The organism is Pseudomonas sp. KU43P (assembly GCF_033095865.1).
In the GTDB taxonomy this organism is placed as follows: domain Bacteria; phylum Pseudomonadota; class Gammaproteobacteria; order Pseudomonadales; family Pseudomonadaceae; genus Aquipseudomonas.
In genome coordinates this window covers 5,117,984-5,137,806 of sequence record NZ_AP019365.1, presented here as the reverse complement: position 1 = coordinate 5,137,806, position 19,823 = coordinate 5,117,984, and the positions used below count along the sequence as shown (strand labels likewise).

General features: G+C 60.7%; 16 protein-coding genes and 2 tRNA genes. 13 read left to right on the top strand and 5 right to left on the bottom strand.

The genetic code is table 11. The features are described from left to right. Positions 1-22: 22 nt before the first annotated feature. From tpiA to KU43P_RS23460, 12 genes are all read left to right on the top strand, one after another. Entirely contained in the window at positions 23-778 is a 756-nt protein-coding gene (gene tpiA, locus KU43P_RS23515) for a triose-phosphate isomerase (RefSeq protein WP_317659905.1), read from the top strand. Positions 779-782: 4 nt separating this feature from the next. Continuing rightward, positions 783-1,175, top strand: a complete 393-nt coding sequence (gene secG, locus KU43P_RS23510) for a preprotein translocase subunit SecG (protein WP_317659904.1) — start codon at positions 783-785, stop codon at positions 1,173-1,175. A gap of 21 nt (positions 1,176-1,196) precedes the next feature. Next, positions 1,197-1,282, top strand: a tRNA-Leu gene (locus KU43P_RS23505). Between the two features lie 98 nt (positions 1,283-1,380). Continuing rightward, a tRNA-Met gene (locus KU43P_RS23500) sits at positions 1,381-1,457 on the top strand. A 130-nt stretch (positions 1,458-1,587) separates the two neighbouring features. After that, entirely contained in the window at positions 1,588-2,046 is a 459-nt protein-coding gene (gene rimP / locus KU43P_RS23495; RefSeq protein ID WP_044488659.1) for a ribosome maturation factor RimP, read from the top strand. A 59-nt stretch (positions 2,047-2,105) separates the two neighbouring features. Next, the gene (nusA, locus tag KU43P_RS23490; RefSeq protein ID WP_317659903.1) at positions 2,106-3,587 is read left to right on the top strand and encodes a transcription termination factor NusA; all 1,482 of its coding nucleotides are present in this window, start codon (positions 2,106-2,108) and stop codon (positions 3,585-3,587) included. 27 nt (positions 3,588-3,614) lie between these two features. Further along, positions 3,615-6,143 carry a translation initiation factor IF-2 gene (gene infB / locus KU43P_RS23485; RefSeq protein ID WP_317659902.1) on the top strand — a complete coding sequence of 843 codons (2,529 nt, stop codon included), beginning with the start codon at positions 3,615-3,617 and terminating at the stop codon, positions 6,141-6,143. Between the two features lie 116 nt (positions 6,144-6,259). Continuing rightward, positions 6,260-6,658 (top strand): 30S ribosome-binding factor RbfA, encoded by a 399-nt coding sequence (rbfA, locus tag KU43P_RS23480; RefSeq protein WP_016391794.1) that lies wholly within the window; start codon positions 6,260-6,262, stop codon positions 6,656-6,658. Between the two features lie 3 nt (positions 6,659-6,661). Beyond that, positions 6,662-7,579, top strand: coding sequence for a tRNA pseudouridine(55) synthase TruB (gene truB, locus KU43P_RS23475; RefSeq protein ID WP_317659901.1), 918 nt, complete (start codon positions 6,662-6,664; stop codon positions 7,577-7,579). Between the two features lie 149 nt (positions 7,580-7,728). After that, positions 7,729-7,998: a 30S ribosomal protein S15 gene (gene rpsO, locus KU43P_RS23470; RefSeq protein ID WP_012274241.1), complete on the top strand. Its 270-nt coding sequence runs from the start codon at positions 7,729-7,731 to the stop codon at positions 7,996-7,998. A 249-nt stretch (positions 7,999-8,247) separates the two neighbouring features. Further along, positions 8,248-10,353, top strand: a complete 2,106-nt coding sequence (gene pnp / locus KU43P_RS23465) for a polyribonucleotide nucleotidyltransferase (RefSeq protein ID WP_317659900.1) — start codon at positions 8,248-8,250, stop codon at positions 10,351-10,353. A gap of 262 nt (positions 10,354-10,615) precedes the next feature. Further along, a complete protein-coding gene (locus tag KU43P_RS23460; RefSeq protein WP_317659899.1) occupies positions 10,616-10,966 on the top strand; it encodes a BON domain-containing protein in 351 nt (116 codons plus the stop codon). A 77-nt stretch (positions 10,967-11,043) separates the two neighbouring features. On the opposite strand, the gene KU43P_RS23455 is transcribed toward KU43P_RS23460, so the two are convergent. Then, entirely contained in the window at positions 11,044-11,346 is a 303-nt protein-coding gene (locus tag KU43P_RS23455) for a putative quinol monooxygenase (protein ID WP_317659898.1), read from the bottom strand. A gap of 60 nt (positions 11,347-11,406) precedes the next feature. Between KU43P_RS23455 and KU43P_RS23450 the strand changes: the two genes are divergently transcribed. Next, positions 11,407-11,820 carry a VOC family protein gene (locus KU43P_RS23450; protein ID WP_010955354.1) on the top strand — a complete coding sequence of 138 codons (414 nt, stop codon included), beginning with the start codon at positions 11,407-11,409 and terminating at the stop codon, positions 11,818-11,820. A 131-nt stretch (positions 11,821-11,951) separates the two neighbouring features. Here KU43P_RS23450 and KU43P_RS23445 read toward each other — a convergent pair whose 3' ends face one another. The 4 genes from KU43P_RS23445 to pgi all read right to left on the bottom strand — a co-directional run bounded on the left by KU43P_RS23445 (position 11,952) and on the right by pgi (position 19,607). Further along, the gene (locus KU43P_RS23445) at positions 11,952-14,888 is read right to left on the bottom strand and encodes a DUF748 domain-containing protein (RefSeq protein WP_317659897.1); all 2,937 of its coding nucleotides are present in this window, start codon (positions 14,886-14,888) and stop codon (positions 11,952-11,954) included. A 78-nt stretch (positions 14,889-14,966) separates the two neighbouring features. Continuing rightward, the gene (locus KU43P_RS23440; RefSeq protein ID WP_317659896.1) at positions 14,967-15,836 is read right to left on the bottom strand and encodes an oxygenase MpaB family protein; all 870 of its coding nucleotides are present in this window, start codon (positions 15,834-15,836) and stop codon (positions 14,967-14,969) included. Between the two features lie 42 nt (positions 15,837-15,878). Further along, positions 15,879-17,813, bottom strand: a complete 1,935-nt coding sequence (acs, locus tag KU43P_RS23435) for an acetate--CoA ligase (RefSeq protein ID WP_317659895.1) — start codon at positions 17,811-17,813, stop codon at positions 15,879-15,881. Positions 17,814-17,942: 129 nt separating this feature from the next. Next, a complete protein-coding gene (pgi, locus tag KU43P_RS23430; RefSeq protein WP_317659894.1) occupies positions 17,943-19,607 on the bottom strand; it encodes a glucose-6-phosphate isomerase in 1,665 nt (554 codons plus the stop codon). Positions 19,608-19,823 lie beyond the last annotated feature (216 nt).

Sequence of the window (19,823 nt, the reverse complement as noted above, 5' to 3'; positions counted from 1 at the left end):
ACTTTGACCGACGAGGTAAAGCATGCGTCGCCCCATGGTAGCTGGTAACTGGAAGATGCACGGTACCCGCGCCAGCGTCGCTGAGCTGATCCAGGGCTTGGGCAATATGCCCGTGCCGAGCGGTGTTGAAGTCGCGGTGTTTCCGCCGGCCTTGTTCATCAATCAAGTGATTGATGGTCTCGAAGGCAAAGGAATCACTGTCGGTGCACAGAATTCTGCAGTACAACCCGAACAGGGAGCGCTGACCGGTGAAGTTGCGCCGAGTCAGTTGGTTGAAGCGGGTTGCAAGTTGGTGCTGATTGGTCACTCCGAGCGTCGCCAGGTTATTGGCGAAAATGACGAAGTGCTCAATCGCAAGTTTGCAGCGGCTCAACTTAGTGGTTTAATGCCGGTGCTCTGTGTAGGGGAAACCCTCGAAGAGCGCGAAGCAGGCAAGACGCTCGAAGTTGTCGGGCGTCAACTAAGCAGTATCATCGATGCCTTCGGTGTTAAGGCTTTTGCCAATGCTGTAATCGCTTATGAGCCTGTATGGGCCATTGGCACAGGTTTGACAGCCTCGCCTCAGCAAGCTCAGGATGTGCACGCAGCCATCCGGGCGCAGTTGGCGGCCGAGGACGCCGAAGTTGCCGCGAATGTGCAGCTTCTATACGGCGGCAGCGTGAAGGCGGCCAATGCGGCCGAACTGTTCGGCATGCCGGATATCGATGGGGGGCTCATTGGTGGAGCGTCCCTGAACGCAGACGAATTCGGTGCAATTTGTCGCGCCGCAGGAAACTGAACAAATGCTGGAAACAGTCATCGTTGTTTTTCATCTGTTGGCAGCGCTGTCGCTTGTAGTGCTGGTTCTGCTTCAACAGGGTAAAGGTGCGGAAGCAGGTGCATCTTTCGGCGCAGGTGCTTCAAATACTGTGTTCGGAAGCCAAGGTTCTGCTACCTTCCTGAGTAAATTAACTGCTATACTTGCTGCCACTTTCTTTTTGACAGCACTTGGGTTAGGATACTTCGCCAAGCAACAAGCTCACCAGCTGAGCCAGGCGGGCCTCCCAGATCCAGCGGTCTTGGAAGTGAAACAGCCAAAGCCGGCAGTAAATGATGATGTACCGGTGCTCCAGGAGCAGAAGAGCGAAACCACCAACGCTGGTGATGTACCTCCTCCAACCGAAGAGCAGAAGTAACGGGTTTCAAGAAGTAGTATTGCCGAGGTGGTGGAATTGGTAGACACGCAACCTTGAGGTGGTTGTGCCCATAGGGTGTAGGGGTTCGAGTCCCCTTCTCGGTACCAATTAAAGCTTGAGAGCCCGCTTTAGCGGGCTTTCTTGCAGGTGGAGGTTAGATTGACCCAGCAACGGGTTCGGTCTTATACTTTCGCCCCAGCTTTGTCGCGGGGTGGAGCAGCTTGGTAGCTCGTCGGGCTCATAACCCGAAGGTCGTTGGTTCAAATCCAGCCCCCGCAACCAGCTTCAGCGGAGCCCCTTTTCAGGGGCTTTTTGCTAGCCGAACAGTTTTCGGCGCCGTTGTCCAACGGCGCTTTCAGGGATGGGCGCTTCGCCCATTTTTTATTTGCACAGCATGCACGAGGGGGTTCAGGTGTCGAGCAAGCTAGAACAGTTGCAGGCCTTGTTGGCCCCGGTGGTCGAGGGTCTGGGCTATCAGTGCTGGGGGATCGAATACGTATCCCAGGGTAAGCATTCGGTATTGCGCATCTACATTGACAAGGAAGGCGGCATCCTGGTGGACGACTGCGAAGCGGTCAGCCGTCAGGCCAGTGCCATCCTCGATGTTGAAGATCCGATCAGCAGTGAATATACCCTTGAGGTGTCCTCACCAGGCATGGATCGCCCGCTGTTCACTCTGGAACAGTTTGCCTCGCATGCCGGCGAACAAGTGAAGATCAAGCTGCGTACGCCCTTCGAAGGTCGTCGTAACTTCCAGGGCCTTCTCCGCGGTGTGGAGGAACAGGACGTTGTGGTCCAGGTGGACAATCACGAATTCCTGTTGCCGATCGACTCGATCGACAAGGCCAATATTATTCCCAGTTTTGACTGAGACGTGCCGGGCCCGGCGGACTTTCCGGGCCCAATGGCTTGCGCAAGGCGAGGCGTACGATGAGCAAAGAAGTACTGCTGGTTGTTGAATCGGTATCCAACGAAAAAGGTGTACCACCCGGCGTCATTTTCGAAGCGCTGGAAGTGGCCCTGGCCACTGCAACCAAAAAACGTTTTGAGGACGAAGTCGATCTGCGTGTGGAAATCAACCGCCACACCGGTAGCTACGAAACCTTCCGTCGCTGGACCGTGGTCGACGAAGCCGATCTGGACGATCCGGCCATCGAGACCTGGTTGGCGAAGATTCACGAAACCCATCCTGAAGCCAAGGTGGGTGATGTGATCGAAGAGAAGATCGAGTCCATCGAATTCGGTCGTATCGCCGCCCAGACCGCCAAACAGGTGATCGTGCAGAAGGTCCGCGAGGCCGAGCGCGCACAGGTGGTCGACGCCTACCGCGAGCGTGTGAACGAGATCATCTCGGGCACCGTCAAGAAGGTCACCCGCGACAACGTCATCGTCGATCTGGGTAACAACGCCGAGGCGTTGCTGGCTCGTGAAGACATCATTCCACGTGAGACCTTCCGGGTTGGCGTACGCCTGCGTGCGCTGCTCAAGGAAATTCGCACCGAGAACCGCGGCCCTCAGTTGATTCTGTCGCGCACTGCGCCACAGATGCTGATCGAGCTGTTCCGCATCGAAGTGCCGGAAATCGCCGAAGGCCTCATCGAAGTCATGGCTGCATCCCGTGATCCGGGGTCGCGTGCCAAGATCGCCGTCCGCTCCAAGGACAAGCGCATCGACCCGCAAGGTGCCTGTATCGGCATGCGCGGTTCGCGCGTCCAGGCCGTATCCGGCGAGCTGGGTGGTGAGCGTGTGGATATCGTCCTCTGGGACGAGAACCCGGCGCAATTTGTCATCAACGCCATGTCGCCGGCCGAAGTCGCGGCGATCATCGTTGATGAAGATGCCCATGCCATGGACATCGCCGTCGCCGAGGACAACCTGGCCCAGGCCATTGGCCGTGGTGGTCAGAACGTTCGCCTGGCCAGTCAGTTGACCGGCTGGACCCTGAACGTGATGACCGAGAAGGACATCCAGGCCAAGCAGCAGGCCGAAACCGGTGACATCCTGCGCAATTTCATCGAAGAACTGGAAGTCGACGAGGAGCTGGCCCAAGTGCTGGTCGACGAAGGCTTCACCAGCCTCGAAGAAATTGCCTACGTACCGTTGGAAGAAATGCTCAACATCGATGGCTTTGACGAGGAAATCGTCAATGAGCTCCGCGCTCGAGCCAAGGACCGTTTGTTGACCAAGGCCATCGCTACCGAAGAAAAACTGGCAGACGCCCATCCGGCCGAAGACCTGCTCTCCCTCGAGGGCATGGACAAAGACCTGGCGGCGGAACTGGCGGTGCGCGGCGTGGTTAACCGCGAAGACCTGGCCGAGCAGTCGATTGACGACCTGCTCGACATCGACGGCATCGACGAAGAGCGTGCCGGCAAGTTGATCATGGCCGCCCGAGCCCACTGGTTCGAGTAATTAGGCGCGGCCTGAGGAGAGAAGTGCATGACGCAAGTCACGGTGAAAGAACTGGCCCAAGAGGTCGAGGCACCGGTAGAGCGCCTGCTGCAGCAGATGCGTGAGGCAGGTCTGCCGCACACCGACGCCGGTCAGGTAGTGACCGACAATGAGAAGCAGACTCTGCTGACCCATTTGAAGAGCAGCCACAAGAGCAAGGCGGAAGAGCCGCGCAAGATTACCTTGCAGCGCAAGACCACCAGCACCCTGCGTGTCGCCGGTAGCAAGAGCATCAGCGTAGAAGTACGCAAGAAGAAAGTATTCGTGCAGCGCAGCCCTGAAGAAATCCAGGCTGAGCAGAAGCGTGAGCAGGAAGAGCGCCGTGCGGCCGAAAACGCCGCCCGCGAGAAGGTCGAGGCCGAAGTTCGCCAGCGCAACGAAGAGCAGGCCCGTCGTCAGGCGGCCGATGCCCCTGCCGCTGCTCCTGCGCCGGTTGCCAAGGCTGAGCCAGCTCCTGCTGCCGCTCCGGCACCGGTAGTTGCCGATGCACCCGCGTCGGAAGACGCTGCTGCCCGTGCTGCCGAGCGCAAGAAGGACGAGACCCGTCGCAACGAAAGCCGCACTCGCGATGACGACCGTCGTCGCGGCGAGGCGCCACGTGTGTCGATCAAGGTCAAGGTCAAGGAGAAGGAAAAGGCTCCGACTCCGCGTGCCGCTCCGCGCACCACCGACGAAGAGAGCGATGGCGCTCGTCGTGGTCGTGGTGGCAAGGGCAAACTGAAGAAGCGCAATCAGCATGGCTTCCAGAACCCGACCGGCCCCGTCATCCGTGACGTGACCATCGGCGAGACCATCACCGTCTCGGAACTGGCCAACCAGATGTCCGTCAAGGCCGCTGAAGTCGTCAAGTTCATGTTCAAGATGGGTACTCCGGTCACCATCAACCAGGTGCTCGACCAGGAAACCGCTCAGCTGATCGCCGAAGAGCTGGGCCACAAGGTCACCCTGGTCAGCGATACCGCCCTGGAAGATTCCCTGGCCGAGTCGCTGAAGTTCGAAGGTGAAGCCGAATCGCGTGCGCCGGTCGTTACCGTCATGGGTCACGTTGACCATGGCAAGACCTCGCTGCTCGACTACATCCGTCGTGCCAAGGTTGCTGCTGGCGAAGCCGGTGGCATTACCCAGCACATCGGTGCCTACCACGTGGAAACCGACCGCGGCATGGTCACCTTCCTCGATACCCCGGGCCACGCCGCGTTCACCCAGATGCGTGCCCGTGGTGCCAAGGCCACCGACATCGTCATCCTGGTGGTGGCGGCGGACGACGGTGTGATGCCGCAGACCCGTGAGGCCGTGCAGCATGCCAAGGCAGCTGGCGTTCCGCTGGTGGTCGCGGTGAACAAGATCGACAAGCCGGGTGCCGACCTCGATCGCATCCGCAACGAACTGGCCGTCGAAGGCGTGACCTCCGAAGACTGGGGTGGTGACACTCCGTTCGTCAAGGTTTCGGCGAAGATGGGTACCGGTGTCGACGAGCTGCTCGAAGCCGTTCTGCTGCAGGCCGAGATCCTCGAGCTGACCGCGACCCCGACCGCCCCAGGTCGTGGTGTGGTCGTCGAATCGCGCCTGGACAAGGGCCGCGGCCCAGTGGCTACCATCCTGGTTCAGGACGGTACCCTGCGTCAGGGCGACATGGTCCTGTGCGGTTCCAACTATGGCCGCGTACGTGCCATGCTCGACGAGAACGGCAAGCCTGTGAAGGAAGCTGGCCCGTCGATCCCGGTCGAGATCCTCGGCCTGGACGGTACCCCGGAAGCCGGTGACGAGCTGTCCGTGGTTGCCGACGAGAAGAAAGCCCGCGAAGTTGCCCTGTTCCGTCAAGGCAAGTACCGCGAGGTCAAGCTGGCCCGTGCTCACGCCGGCAAGCTGGAAAACATCTTCGAGACCATGGGTCAGGAAGAGAAGAAGACCCTCAACATCGTCCTCAAGACCGACGTGCGCGGTTCCCTGGAAGCACTGCAGGGTTCGCTCGGCGGCCTGGGCAACGACGAAGTTCAGGTTCGCGTCATTGGTGGCGGCGTCGGTGGTATCACCGAAAGCGACGCCAACCTGGCGCTGGCGTCCAATGCGGTGCTGTTCGGCTTCAACGTGCGTGCCGATGCCGGTGCGCGCAAGATCGTCGAGCAGGAAGGTCTGGATATGCGTTACTACAACGTGATCTACGACATCATCGAAGACGTCAAGAAAGCCCTGACCGGCATGCTCGGCAGCGATGTTCGCGAGAACATCCTGGGTGTCGCCGAAGTGCGTGACGTGTTCCGTTCGCCGAAGTTCGGCGCCATCGCTGGCTGTATGGTCATCGAGGGTACCGTGTACCGCAACCGTCCGATCCGCGTACTGCGCGACGACGTTGTGATCTTCGAAGGCGAACTGGAATCGCTGCGTCGCTTCAAGGACGACGCCTCCGAAGTACGTTCGGGCATGGAGTGCGGTATTGGCGTCAAGAGCTACAACGACGTCAAGGTCGGCGACAAGATCGAAGTCTTCGAGAAAGTCCAGGTTGCTCGTACCCTTTAAGGGCGAGCATGGCGCCAGCCCCCGCCGCAGGGCGGTGGGCAGCGCCTCGGTAGGTAGCGCCCGGTCAGGCTTCAGCTTGACCGGGCGTTTGCCGCTTTAAGTTACAGGTAGCAAGAATGGCCAAAGAATACAGCCGTACCCAACGTATCGGTGATCAGATGCAGCGTGAGCTGGCAGAGCTGATCCGCCGTGAAGTAAAAGACCCACGCGTCGGTCTGGTGACCATCACCGCCGTGGACGTCAGCCGCGACCTGGGCCATGCCAAGGTCTTCATCACCGTCATGGGCGAAGAAACCCCTGACGCCGTGCAGCAGTCGCTCAAGGCACTGAACAGCGCCGCCAGCTTCCTGCGCCTGCACTTGGGCCGCTCGATGCAGCTGCGCAGCGTGCCGCAATTGCATTTCCACTTCGATGAAAGTGTCAGCCGTGGTGTACACCTGTCGGCACTGATCGAGCGTGCAGTGGCCGAAGACCGCCTGCACAAGGATGCCGACGAGCTGGACACCAAGGAGTAAGCGGTGGCCCAGGTCAAACGTATCCGCCGCAACGTCAGCGGCATCATCCTGCTCGACAAGCCGTTGGGGTTCACTTCCAACGCCGCGCTGCAGAAAGTCCGCTGGTTGCTCAATGCCGAGAAGGCCGGGCATACCGGTAGCCTCGACCCACTGGCCACTGGCGTGTTGCCACTGTGCTTCGGTGAAGCGACCAAGTTTTCGCAGTACCTGCTCGATTCCGACAAGGGCTACGAAACGGTCATGCAGCTGGGGCAGACTACCAGCACCGCAGACGCAGAAGGCGAAGTCCTGCAGACCCGAGAGGTGACCGTTGGTCGCGCCGATCTGGAAGCGGTTATCCCGCGTTTTCGCGGTGAAATCCTTCAAGTACCGCCGATGTACTCGGCGCTCAAGCGCGACGGCCAGCCGCTTTACAAACTGGCGCGTGCAGGAGAGGTAGTGGAGCGCGAGGCGCGTTCTGTTACTATTAGCCGCTTGGAGTTGCTCGAGTGCGAAGGCACCCGTGCACGACTGTCGGTCGGTTGCAGCAAAGGCACCTATATTCGCACCCTAGTGGAGGATATCGGTGAGGCCCTGGGCTGCGGCGCCTATGTCGCCGAACTGCGCAGGACCCAGGCCGGGCCCTTCGCGCTGGCACAGACGGTCACGCTCGAAGAACTCGAGCAGGCCCACGCCGAAGGCGGCAACGAAGCGCTCGATCGCTTCCTGATGCCCTCCGACAGCGGGCTGCAGGACTGGCCGCTGGTGTGTCTTTCCGAGCACAGTGCGTTCTACTGGCTGCATGGCCAGGCTGTTCGCGCGCCGGACGCACCGCAATTCGGCATGGTCCGGGTACAGGATCAAAATGGTCGCTTCATCGGTATCGGTGAAGTGAGCGAAGACGGGCGCATTGCGCCACGTCGACTGATTCGGTCGGAATGACCGAAACCGCAGGTCGAGGCTTCGGCTGAAACCGGCGGATACAAGGGTGGCTGTCAGTAGGCACGGTCACACCTTTTTTATTAATACAGGGATTTGTCCCTGGCCTATTGGACCCCGGTGACGGGATCCGTTTAATCAGGAGAAGCCTCATGGCCCTCAGCGTTGAAGAAAAAGCTCAAATCGTTACCGACTTCCAGCAAGCTGCTGGCGACACTGGTAGCCCGGAAGTTCAGGTTGCTCTGCTGACCGCGAACATCAACAAGCTGCAAGGCCACTTCAAGGCCAACGGCAAAGACCACCACTCCCGTCGTGGCCTGATCCGTATGGTTAACCAGCGTCGTAAGCTGCTGGACTACCTGAAGGGCAAAGACACCACTCGTTACAGCGCCCTGATCGGTCGCCTGGGCCTGCGTCGCTAATAGCGGCCTGGTCAGTGGTGTGCATGGCGTGTCGCATGCATCGGGAACGCTGCCTGGCAGCGTTTTCGTTGGGCACGTCACGCGTATCTCCGAGGTTGGCAGCCTGGCAATGCTGAGCGGATTTTTCGCTCGGCGCCAGGCTCCCAGCCTCGTGTTGTATCTGGACGGTCAACGGGGCCGATTCCCTGTTCTGCCCAAGAATTCGCAAGAAACCAGTTCCCCCAGAGCCACTGAAAAAGGTAGGAAACCGTGAACCCGGTAATCAAGAAATTCCAGTTCGGTCAATCGACCGTTACTCTCGAAACGGGCCGCATCGCCCGTCAGGCGACCGGCGCCGTGCTGGTGACCGTCGACAACGACGTTACCGTGCTGGTGACCGTGGTCGGCGCCAAGCAGGCTGACCCAGGCAAGGGCTTCTTCCCGCTGTCTGTCCACTACCAGGAAAAGACCTACGCTGCGGGCAAGATCCCAGGTGGTTTCTTCAAGCGTGAAGGCCGTCCTTCCGAGAAAGAGACCCTGACCTCGCGCCTGATCGACCGTCCGATCCGCCCGCTGTTCCCTGAAGGCTTCATGAACGAAGTCCAGGTCGTCTGCACCGTGGTTTCCACCAGCAAGAAGACCGATCCGGACATCGCTGCGATGATCGGTACCTCGGCTGCCCTGGCCATCTCCGGCATTCCGTTCGAAGGCCCGATCGGCGCTGCCCGCGTTGCCTTCCACGAGAGCACCGGCTACCTGCTGAACCCGACCTACGAACAGCTGCAGGCTTCGAGCCTGGACATGGTCGTTGCCGGTACCGAATCTGCTGTGCTGATGGTTGAATCGGAAGCCCAAGAGCTGACCGAAGACCAGATGCTGGGCGCCGTACTGTTCGCCCACGATGAATTCCAGTCGGTCATCCAGGCTGTCAAAGAGCTGGCTGCAGAAGCGGGCAAGCCGACCTGGGATTGGAAACCGGCTACTGCCAACACCGAGCTGTTCAACGCCATCCGCGCTGAATTCGGCGAAGCGGTTTCCCAGGGCTACACCATCACCGTCAAGGCCGACCGTTACGCGCGCCTGGGCGAGCTGCGCGACCAGGCGGTCGCCAAGTTCTCCGGTGAAGAAGGCCAGCCTTCTGCTTCCGAAGTCAAAGACATCTTCGGCGAAATCGAATACCGCACCGTTCGCGAGAACATCGTCAACGGCAAGCCGCGTATCGATGGTCGTGACACCAAGACCGTTCGTCCGCTGAACATCGAAGTCGGCGTGCTGCCGAAGACCCACGGTTCGGCCCTGTTCACCCGTGGCGAAACCCAGGCCCTGGTCGTCGCGACCTTGGGTACTGCCCGTGACGCCCAGCTGCTGGACACCCTCGAAGGCGAGAAGAAAGACCCGTTCATGCTGCACTACAACTTCCCACCGTTCTCGGTAGGCGAATGTGGTCGTATGGGTGGCGCTGGCCGTCGTGAAATCGGTCACGGTCGCCTGGCTCGTCGTTCGGTTCAGGCCATGCTGCCAGCCGCTGATGTGTTCCCATACACCATCCGCGTTGTATCGGAAATCACCGAGTCCAACGGTTCCAGCTCCATGGCTTCGGTCTGCGGTGCTTCCCTGGCTCTGATGGACGCCGGTGTACCAATGAAAGCGCCGGTTGCCGGTATCGCCATGGGTCTGGTCAAGGAAGGCGAGAAGTTCGCGGTCCTGACCGACATCCTGGGTGACGAAGACCACCTGGGCGACATGGACTTCAAGGTAGCCGGTACCGCCAAAGGCGTCACCGCGCTGCAGATGGACATCAAGATCAACGGCATCACCGAAGAGATCATGGAAATCGCCCTGGGCCAGGCCCTGGAAGCGCGCCTGAACATCCTCGGCCAGATGAACCAGATCATCGCCCAATCGCGCACCGAGCTGTCGGCCAACGCGCCGACCATGATCGCGATGAAGATCGACACCGACAAGATCCGTGACGTCATCGGTAAAGGCGGCGCCACCATCCGCGCCATCTGCGAAGAAACCAAGGCCTCGATCGACATCGAAGACGATGGCTCGATCAAGATCTTCGGCGAAACCAAGGAAGCGGCCGAGGCAGCTCGCCAGCGCGTCCTGGGCATTACTGCCGAAGCCGAAATCGGCAAGATCTACGTTGGCAAGGTCGAGCGTATCGTCGACTTTGGCGCCTTCGTGAACATCCTGCCGGGCAAAGACGGCCTGGTACACATCTCCATGCTCAGCGATGCGCGCGTGGAGAAGGTGACCGACGTTCTGAAAGAAGGTCAGGAAGTTGAAGTACTGGTACTGGACGTGGACAACCGCGGCCGTATCAAGCTGTCGATCAAAGACGTTGCCGCAGCCAAGGCTTCCGGCGTGTAAGCGACTGACATGCACTGAGAAAGGGCCCTTTGGGGCCCTTTTTTTATGGGGGCGTGGGAACCTTTTGCGCACTTGCATCTTGCATGCACATTTACCCGCCTGCTTGCAAAATGCACGATCGGGGGCTTCGCGCTTTTTGTGTAAGTTATTGATTTATAAGGAAACAAGCGAAGCGGAAAAGCTGGCACAGGGCGTGCAACTACCTTCATACCTGCCGCCAGGACATACGGCGCAGACCTTTCAAAAAACAGGAGTGACCCACATGAAGAAGTTCGCCATTGCTGCCGCTACTGCTACCGCTCTGACCCTGACCATGGCTAACGCGGCTTTTGCCCAGCAGTCCACCCAGGCCCCAATGACGCTGGCGGCCGGTGAGGTGACCAAAGCCAAGGAAGCTACCTCCGATACTTGGATCACCACCAAGGTCAAATCGGACCTGATGACCGAGAAAGGCATCCCGGGCTCTGACATCAAGGTCGAGACCAACAAAGGTGTGGTTTCGCTCTCGTCGACCACTGCGGTTACCGAATCGCAGAAAGAGATGGCAATTGCCATTACCAAGAAGATCGATGGCGTGAAGGCCGTTTCGGCTGACGGCCTGAAAGCCGAATAAGGAATGTCCCGTCGGCCAAAAGGATTTGGCCATTTTCACCCAAAGCCCCGGCCTCGGCCGGGGCTTTTCATTGCAGCTCAGTTCACAGGGTTACGCGCGATCACGTCGCTTTCGAAGCATTCTTGTTCAAGCACCAGCGGCTCGACCAATGGGCGGCTGTCGCGAAAGTGCGCTGTGCGGGTATGCGCTTCGTAGGCCTCGTCGTCCTGGTAGATCTCGTACAGATAGATGACATCGGGGTCGATCCGGTCTTGGGATACATCGAACACCAGGCAACCAGGTTCGGTAGCCACCGAGGCAGCGGCGTTGAGATTGATTGCCGCCAGGAAGGCTTCAGCGCAGCCAGGTTTTACGCGAGTCTTGATGAACAGGCTGTACACAAGACGCTCCTTTTGTTTTAAATTCAGATATGAATTGTATACAAAAATGGAGCCGCGCCAATGTCTGAATTACCTGCACGCCCTGGTCGCTTGAATGGCCTGCGTCATATTGCCTTGCTGGTGCCGAACCTTGAGGAGTGCGAGCGCTTCTATGTCGATGTGCTGGGCATGGAGGTGTTGAACCGGGCCAACGAGGATCTGGTGTACCTCACCTGCGGCAACGACAACCTCTCACTGGGGCGTGGAGCAGGGGCGGCCAATGGGCTGCAGACCCTCGATCACTATGGCTTCATCGTCGACAGCGTCGAGGAGCTGGAGGCGTGGTATCAGTACTTCAAGGCCCATGGGGTGACGCTGCTCGATCGGCCTTTCAACCATGGCGACGGGGCGCGCAGCTTCCATCTGCTCGACCCAGCAGGGAACAAGGTGCAGCCGCTTTATCATCCGGCGGTTTCGGGGCAGCGGTTGGTCTGAGACTGTCGCCGAGCCGGGCGGCCCTATCGCCGGCAAGCCGGCTCCCCACAGGCACACCACTGAACTCAAGGATAGTGATCACCCTGTAGGAGCCGGCTTGCCGGCGATAGGGCCGATGCAGACGACCGGTTTTACTCGGCATCCAGATGCATCGGTGTAATCACCCGACCATCTTTTTCTGCCTGCCCCAGGCTGGTATCGATGAAGTAAACCCGGTCATCCTCCAGCTTGCCCTTGTCGACCAGGTAATCCTTGATGCTGCTGGCCCGCTCCTGGCCCAGGGTACGCAGCAGGGCAGTACTTTCCGCCCATGATTTGATCACCGCCTCGCGCAGCTTGGCAGTACGTTCGTCTCGGCTGAGCTGCTGCCATTCGCCGGGAGGCTGCTGCTTCAGCCGATTGCGGTAGATGCCTTCGAGCATCGCCGGCTTGTCGCTGTCGTCGACCACCAGCATCGAAGCGTTGGCCGGCACCTTGTCGCCACGGCGTTGCAGGATCTTGTACCAGGTGGCCTGATACTCGCGCTCCAGACGCTGTTGGGCGATCAGCGGGCCGTCGCTGCTCTGTGCGCTGGTACCTTCGATTTCCAGGCGCAGTTCAGGGCGCTCCTTGAGGGCCGATGCCAGCTTGTCCAGAGCCGACTGGGCATCGCCGCTGAGCTCGCTGGAGCCGGGCGCGAAAGCGACGCTGCCGAGGTCTTCCTCGCCGCCGCCGGCAATCAGCCCGCCGATAAACTTGAATGGCGCCTGAGCCGCGCGCAACACCAGGTTGCGCAGTGTCTGCCAGACGATCGGCATGACGCTGAACTGCGGATTGTTGAGGTCGCCGGTTACCGGTAGCTCGATCGAGATCTTGCCTTCGGTGTCCTTGAGCAGCGCGACTGCCAAGCGGATGGGCAGGTCCACCGCATCCGGGCTGTCGACCTTCTCGCCCAGCTGCAGCTGCTCTACCACTACCTTGTTCTCGGCCTTGAGCTGGCCGTTGGTAATCAGGTAGTGCAGGTCGAGGTTCAGGCGCCCCTTGCGAATACGGAAACCGGCGAACTTGCCGGAGTAGGGGGTGAGGGTGGTCAGTTCGACGCGCTTGAAGCTGGTGGCGATATCCAGGCTGGCCAACGGGTTGAACGGGTTCAATGCGCCCTTGATGGTAACCGGCGCGTAACGGTCGACCTTACCCTTGATGTCTACCTTGGCCGGCGCGGGTCTGCGGTTGTCGATGGTACCGATCTGGCCATTCAGCTGCTGGACGGCGGTGGCGAAGTTCGGCGTTAGCGTGAGGTCGGCGAAATTGGCCGAGCCCTCATTGATGTTGATCTGGCCAATGCGGATGCCCAGCGGCTTGCTGGCCGGCGCGCTGGGTGATTTCGCCTGGCTCGAGGTGTTACCGCCTGCCGGCTGCGGAATCAGCAAGTCATCGACGTTGGTGGTGCGGTCTTCGTTGATGATGAAGCGCGCATAGGGCTGCAGCAGGGTCACTTTGTCGATGGACAGGGCATCACCGTGAACGTAGGAGAGCCCGCCCACATTCACCTGCTGCCACTTGACGAAGTCGCGATCCTTGATGGTGTCGAGGGTGTGCAATTGGTTGATCTGAGCCTTGCCGGCCACGGTGAAGGCCAGCGGCTCGGTGCTCTTGAGGTCGACCTTGAGGTCGCTGGCGAGCATGCCACTGCGCAGCTCCAGGCGGATGTACGGGCTGAGGTAGGCCTGGGCGATACGCAGGTCGATATCGCGGGTGCTGACATCGAGCTTGGCCGTCACCGGCGCCAGGTTCACCTGCCCTGCGGCTTGAAGTTTGCCCTGTTTGCCGATGCCGGTGTCCAGCTTGAGGGTGAAGGGCGACTGGTTGAGGCTGTCGTAACCCTGCAGGTCGAGGTTCAGCGGGCCGACGTCCAGTGCTACCGGCTCTTTTTGGCTGCGGTCGGCCAGGTGCACCTGGTAATTGCGCAGTTGCACGTCTTGCAACAGCACCTGCCATGGTTTGCTCGGCTCCTTGGCAGCCTGCTCCTCAGGAGTAGGTTCGGCGGCGGCCGGTTCGGCTTTTTCCTTGGGGGTAGCCTTGGCCGGCTGGCTGGCGAACAGCTTCTGCCAGTCGAGTTGGCCGTCTTTTTCCAGGGCAGCCCAGGTTTCCAGTTTTTCGCTGCGGACCTTACCCACAGTGACCAATTGCTTGGCCAGGTCGATGGAGGTTTCGCTTACCTCCAGGTTGGCAAGGCGTGCCAGGGGGCGGCCATCCGGTGCCTGGATGGCGAACGGCGCAATACGTAGTGAAGTTTTGTCGAGTAGCAGTTCGGTGGTCTTGGACAGGTTGAGCTTGTAGTGGGTGTCGAGGTTGAAGACGCCGTCTTCCAGCACCAACGGCACGGCATCGCGCACATAGGGCCAGAACAGCTTCATCTTGCCGTCGGTTACCTTCAGGGTGCCTTCCGAGGCGATCGGCGCCAAGCTGAGGGTGCCGCTCCAGTCCACACGCCCGCCGTTCGGCCCGCGAGCCACCAGGGTCATGTCAGCGTTGTCGTCGGGCAGTGTGCTGAGGTTTTTCAGCTCCAGGTTCATGTCGTCGTAGACGAACTCGATCGGCTCGCTCGGGCGCTGGTCGGCGAAGTGCAGATAACCGCCGCTGAGCTTGATGCTGCCGATGCGCAGCGGGAACGGATCACTGGGCGGCTGTTCGGCCTTGGATTCGCTGGCGGGCAGCTTGAATAGCTGGGTCAGGTTGAGCGTGCCGTCCTTGGCGAACAGCACTTCGTTGCGTGGCTTGTCGAGCTCGACTGCTTGCAAGTTAAGGGCGCCTTTCCACAGGCTGTCGAGCGCCAGGTTTGTATACAGCCGTTCGAATCCGACCTGCTCCTTGCCTGGTTCGCCGATCTGCAGGCCCCACAAGGTCAGCTCCAGGCTGAACGGGTTGAATTCGATACGCTGCAGGTGCGCAGGCACGGTGGCGTACTGCGCCAACTGCTGGTTGGCGATGCGCAGGCCGACACCGGGGATAATCAGAAAGCCTAGCAGGCTATAGAGGGCCACGAGGGCAAGCACGGCGCCCAGGGCGCGAGTCAATCCTTTGTACATGTGTCGCATCGTCTGTCAAAGCAGGAGTGCTTGGAGTATGGCACGATAAATCGGTTCCGCTGGGGCGACCAATTCCAATCACTCGATACCCATGCGCCGCCTGGCGCGGTGCGCAGACCCATCGCGCATGGCCCAGCGCAGCATTGGGGCCGTGCCTGCGAGCCCCAGGCGAATCATGCGTCGCTGCAGCGGACCGTGCTCCAGGCCAAGCAGGGCCTTGGCCCAGGCCGGCAACAAGTCGATGCCAGCGTGCAGCATCAGTTTGCCTACAGGTTGTGCCAGACGGCTGGGGGCGGGGGCCTGGAGGAGGATGTCGACCACTTCCAGGCTGCGTTCATCACATTGCAGATGTGCGCGCATGTGCCGCAGGTAGTCGTCGACTTGCTGGCACGAACGCGGCACATCACGCGCGCCGAGGCGTTCGGCGATCAGTGCGATTTCAGCGTAATAGGCGTCCTGGTCGGCGGGTGAGAGCCTTGGGTTGCGATAACGCAGGTGGGCAGCGAGAAAGCTGCTGACTTCGGCTACATGCACCCACGTCAGCAGGTCGGGGTCGCTGGCGGCATAGGGACGGCCATCGGGCGCGGTACCGGTGACTTGCAGGTGGATGGTGCGCACCTTGTCGATCAGCCATTCGGCATCGCGAGTCGAGCCGAAGGTAGTGCCAGAAATAAACTGGCTGGTGCGGCGCAAGCGGCCCAGCAAGTCTTCACGGAAGTTGGAGTGGTCCCAAACGCCGGCCAGAGCCAACGGGTGCAGCAATTGCAGCAGCAGGGCGCCGATGCCGCCGACCAGCATGCTCGGAAAGTCGCCATGCACCTGCCAGCTGATGCTGTGCGGGCCGAACAGGCCTGGATCGCCCTTGGGCGACTCCAGGTCGAGCTGGCCGAGGGCCAACCCAGTAAGGCTCATGACCTGGGTTTCGATGCGACGACGTAGGGCTTCCATGGCAACCTGTGCTTCAGGGCAGCCATGGACGCTGGCTGCCAGTTATTGATTGAGGCGTGTATCGATCAAGCCCTGGACCACGCTCGGGTCGGCCAGGGTCGAAGTATCACCCAAGTTGTCGAGCTCGTTGCAGGCGATCTTGCGCAGTATACGCCGCATGATCTTGCCCGAGCGGGTCTTGGGCAATGCCGGGGCCCACTGGATCAGTTCGGGCTTGGCGAAGCTGCCAATTTCCTTGCTCACCAAAGCCAGCAGTTCAGCCTTGAGGGCGTCGTCCGGGTTAACGCCATTCATGGGGGTCACGAAGGCATACACGCCCTGGCCCTTCAGGTCATGCGGGTAACCGACCACGGCAGCCTCGGCAACACTGTCGTGAAGCACCAGCGCGCTTTCGACTTCGGCGGTACCGATGCGGTGGCCAGAAACGTTGATCACATCATCGATGCGCCCAGTGATCCAGTAGTCGCCATCGGCGTCGCGGCGGGCGCCGTCACCGGTGAAGTAATAGCCGGGCATGGGTTTGAAATAGGTGTCGACCATGCGCTGGTGGTCGCCATACACACTGCGGATCTGCCCGGGCCAACTGGCCTTGATCGCCAGCAGGCCGGCGCCGGGGCCTTCGATCAGCTTGCCCTTGTCGTCCAGCAGCACCGGCTGTACGCCGAACATGGGCTGGGTGGCACAGCCGGGCTTGAGCTTCTGCGTGCCTGGTAGCGGCGTGAGCATGATGCCGCCGGTTTCGGTCTGCCACCACGTGTCGACAATGGGGCAGCGTTTTTGCCCGACGGCTTCAAAGTACCATTCCCAGGCCTCTGGGTTGATCGGTTCGCCGACGCTGCCAAGCAGGCGCAGGCTCTTGCGCGAAGTACTCTGCAGGGGCGCCGAACCTTCGCGCATCAGCGCGCGCAGGGCAGTGGGCGCGGTGTAGAAGATGTTCACCAGGTGCTTGTCCACCACCTGCCAGAAGCGCGAGGTGTCCGGGTAGTTGGGCACACCTTCGAACATCAGCGAAATCGCCCCGTTGGCCAGTGGGCCGTAGACGATGTAGCTATGGCCGGTGACCCAGCCGACGTCGGCGGTGCACCAGAACACCTCGCCGTCGCGATAGTCGAAGACTACCTTGAAGGTCATCGTCGCCTGCAGCAGGTAGCCGCCAGTGGTGTGCAGCACGCCCTTGGGTTTGCCGGTGCTGCCGGAGGTGTAGAGGATGAACAACGGGTCTTCGGCCTCCATCGGTTCCACCGGGCAGTCGTCACCGGCGTGTTCGGTCACCTGGTGATACCAGAGGTCTCGACCTTCGCTCCAGGCAACCTCGCCACCGGTGCGTTGCACCACCAGCACGCTGCTGACCGCAGGGCAACTGGCCAGGGCTTTGTCGACGTTCTGCTTGAGCGGGATGCGCTTGCCGCCGCGCACGCCTTCGTCAGCGGTGATCACGGTTCGGCAGTCGGCATCGAGAATGCGGTCACGCAGGGCATCTGGGGAGAAGCCGCCAAACACCACCGAATGGATGGCACCGATGCGCGTGCAGGCAAGCATGGCGTAGGCGGCCTCGGGAATCATCGGCATGTAGATGCACACGCGGTCACCCTTTTTGACGCCTCGCGCCTTGAGGGCGTTGGCCAGACGGCAGACCTGGCGGTGCAGTTCACGGTAGGTGATGGCCTTGGAATCGTTGGGATCGTCGCCTTCCCACAGCAGGGCGGTCTGATCGCCGCGCTGGGCCAGGTGACGGTCGATGCAGTTGTAGCTGACGTTGAGCTGAGCACCGTCGAACCAGCGAGCCTTGCCGGTCTTCAGGTCGCACTGCTGAACGCTTGACCAGGGCTTGATCCAGTCCAGGCGCTTGGCTTGCTCGGCCCAGAAGCTGTCGGGGGCTTCGATGGATTGGCGATAGAGGCGACGGTAGTCGTCGGTGGTGAGGGCGGCAGATTGGCTGACAGCCAAGGCTGCGGGATAGTCGCGGATATCGAACATGGCGGGTGGTCCTTGCGCTTGTCTTGGGCGATGGACTGCAACGGCTATTCGATTGGACAGTGTAGCTGGGAGCGGTGTTCCACCTGTTGAGGCCCAATCGCCGGCTTGCCGGCGATTGGGCCTACAGGATCAACCGCGGTGACGCCCGCGGAAGTAGTTGATCAGCCCTTGGGTCGAGCCGTCTTCGGCGCTGTCTTCCAGGCTACCCACCAAACGCTGGTAGACACCTTTGCCCAGCTCCTTGCCCAGCTCCACGCCCCACTGGTCGAAGGCATTGATACCCCAGATCACGCTCTGCACGAACACCTTGTGTTCATACATCGCCACCAGTGCACCGAGGCGTCGCGGGCTGATGCGCTCGACCACAAGGGTGTTGCTCGGGCGGTTACCCGGGATCACCTTGTGCGGCGCAAGCTTGGCGATATCGGCTTCGTTCAGGCCCTTCTGGCGCAGCTCTGTCTCGGCCTCTTCGCGGGTCTTGCCGAGCATCAGCGCCTGGCTTTGCGACAGGCAGTTGGCATATAGCCACTGATGGTGGTCGGCCACCGGGTTGAAACTCACCACCGGAACGATGAAGTCGGCAGGAATCAGCTGGGTGCCTTGGTGCAGCAACTGGTGGTAGGCATGTTGGCCGTTGCAGCCCACACCACCCCAGATGACCGGGCCGGTGTCGGTTTTCACCGGGGTGCCATCCTGCAGCACGCTCTTGCCGTTGGACTCCATGTCCAGTTGCTGCAAGTGTTTGGTGATGTTGCGCAGGTAATGGTCGTAAGGCAGGATCGCGTGGCTCTGGGCGCCCCAGAAGTTGCCATACCACACGCCCAGCAGGGCCAGCAGCACCGGCATGTTCTTGTCGAACGGCGCGGTCTGGAAGTGCTGGTCCATGGTATAGGCACCCGACAGCAATTCCTTGAAGTTGGCGGTACCGATGGCCAGGGCGATTGGCAGGCCGATTGCGGACCACAGCGAGTAACGACCGCCCACCCAGTCCCACATCGGGAAGATGTTCTCTTCGCGAATGCCGAAGGCCACGGCGGCCGCCTTGTTGCTCGACACCGCGATGAAGTGGCGATAGAGCTCGGCTTCCGAGCCGCCCTGGGCCAGGTACCAGGTACGTGCGGCCATGGCGTTCTTCAGTGTCTCGAGGGTGTTGAACGATTTCGACGAGACGATGAACAAGGTGGTTTCGGCGCGCAGGTTGGCCGACAGCTCGTGGAATTCGCTGCCGTCGATATTCGCCAGGTAATGGCAGCGCACGCCACGCTGGGCATATGGCAGGAGCGCTTCGGAGACCAGCTCGGGGCCGAGGAACGAGCCGCCGATACCGATGTTGACCACGTCGGTGATCGGTTTTTCGCTGTAGCCGCGCCACAGGCCGTCATGAATGCGGCCTACCAGTTCGGTGATCTGGTTGAGCACCTTGTGCACTTCCGGCATCACGTTCACGCCGTTGACGCTGAGCTTGTCGCCCACCGGGCGGCGCAGGGCCGTGTGCAGGACCGGGCGGCCTTCCGAGGCGTTGATGATCTCACCGCTGAACATCGATTTGATCGCGTCCTGCAGCCCGACCTGTTCGGCAAGCTTGACCAGCAGGTCGCGGCTTTCTTCGTTGATCAGGTTTTTCGAGTAGTCGAGGAACAGGCCGCAACAGCTCAGGGAGAACTGTTCAAAGCGTTGGGCATCGGCGGCGAACGCTTCGCGCATGCTGAAGTCTTGCATGGCGTCGCGGTGTTGCTGGAGTGCCTGCCAGGCAGGCAGGGCCGTAACATCGTGGGGTGTACGGTAATACGCCATTGCGCAGAATTCCTTGATGCGTGGTGGTGCTTGGACAGGGCAGTGGATGCCGGGTTCAGGCTGGCCATCATTATAGGCAAAGGGCTGGCGCAGGGAATGGGGGGAGCGGGGGATTTGAAAAGGGCCGCCACGGGCGCCCCTATCGCCGGCAAGCCGGCGCCCACAGGTACTCTGCACAAACCTGTGTGGGAGCCGGCTTGCCGGCGATGGGCTGCA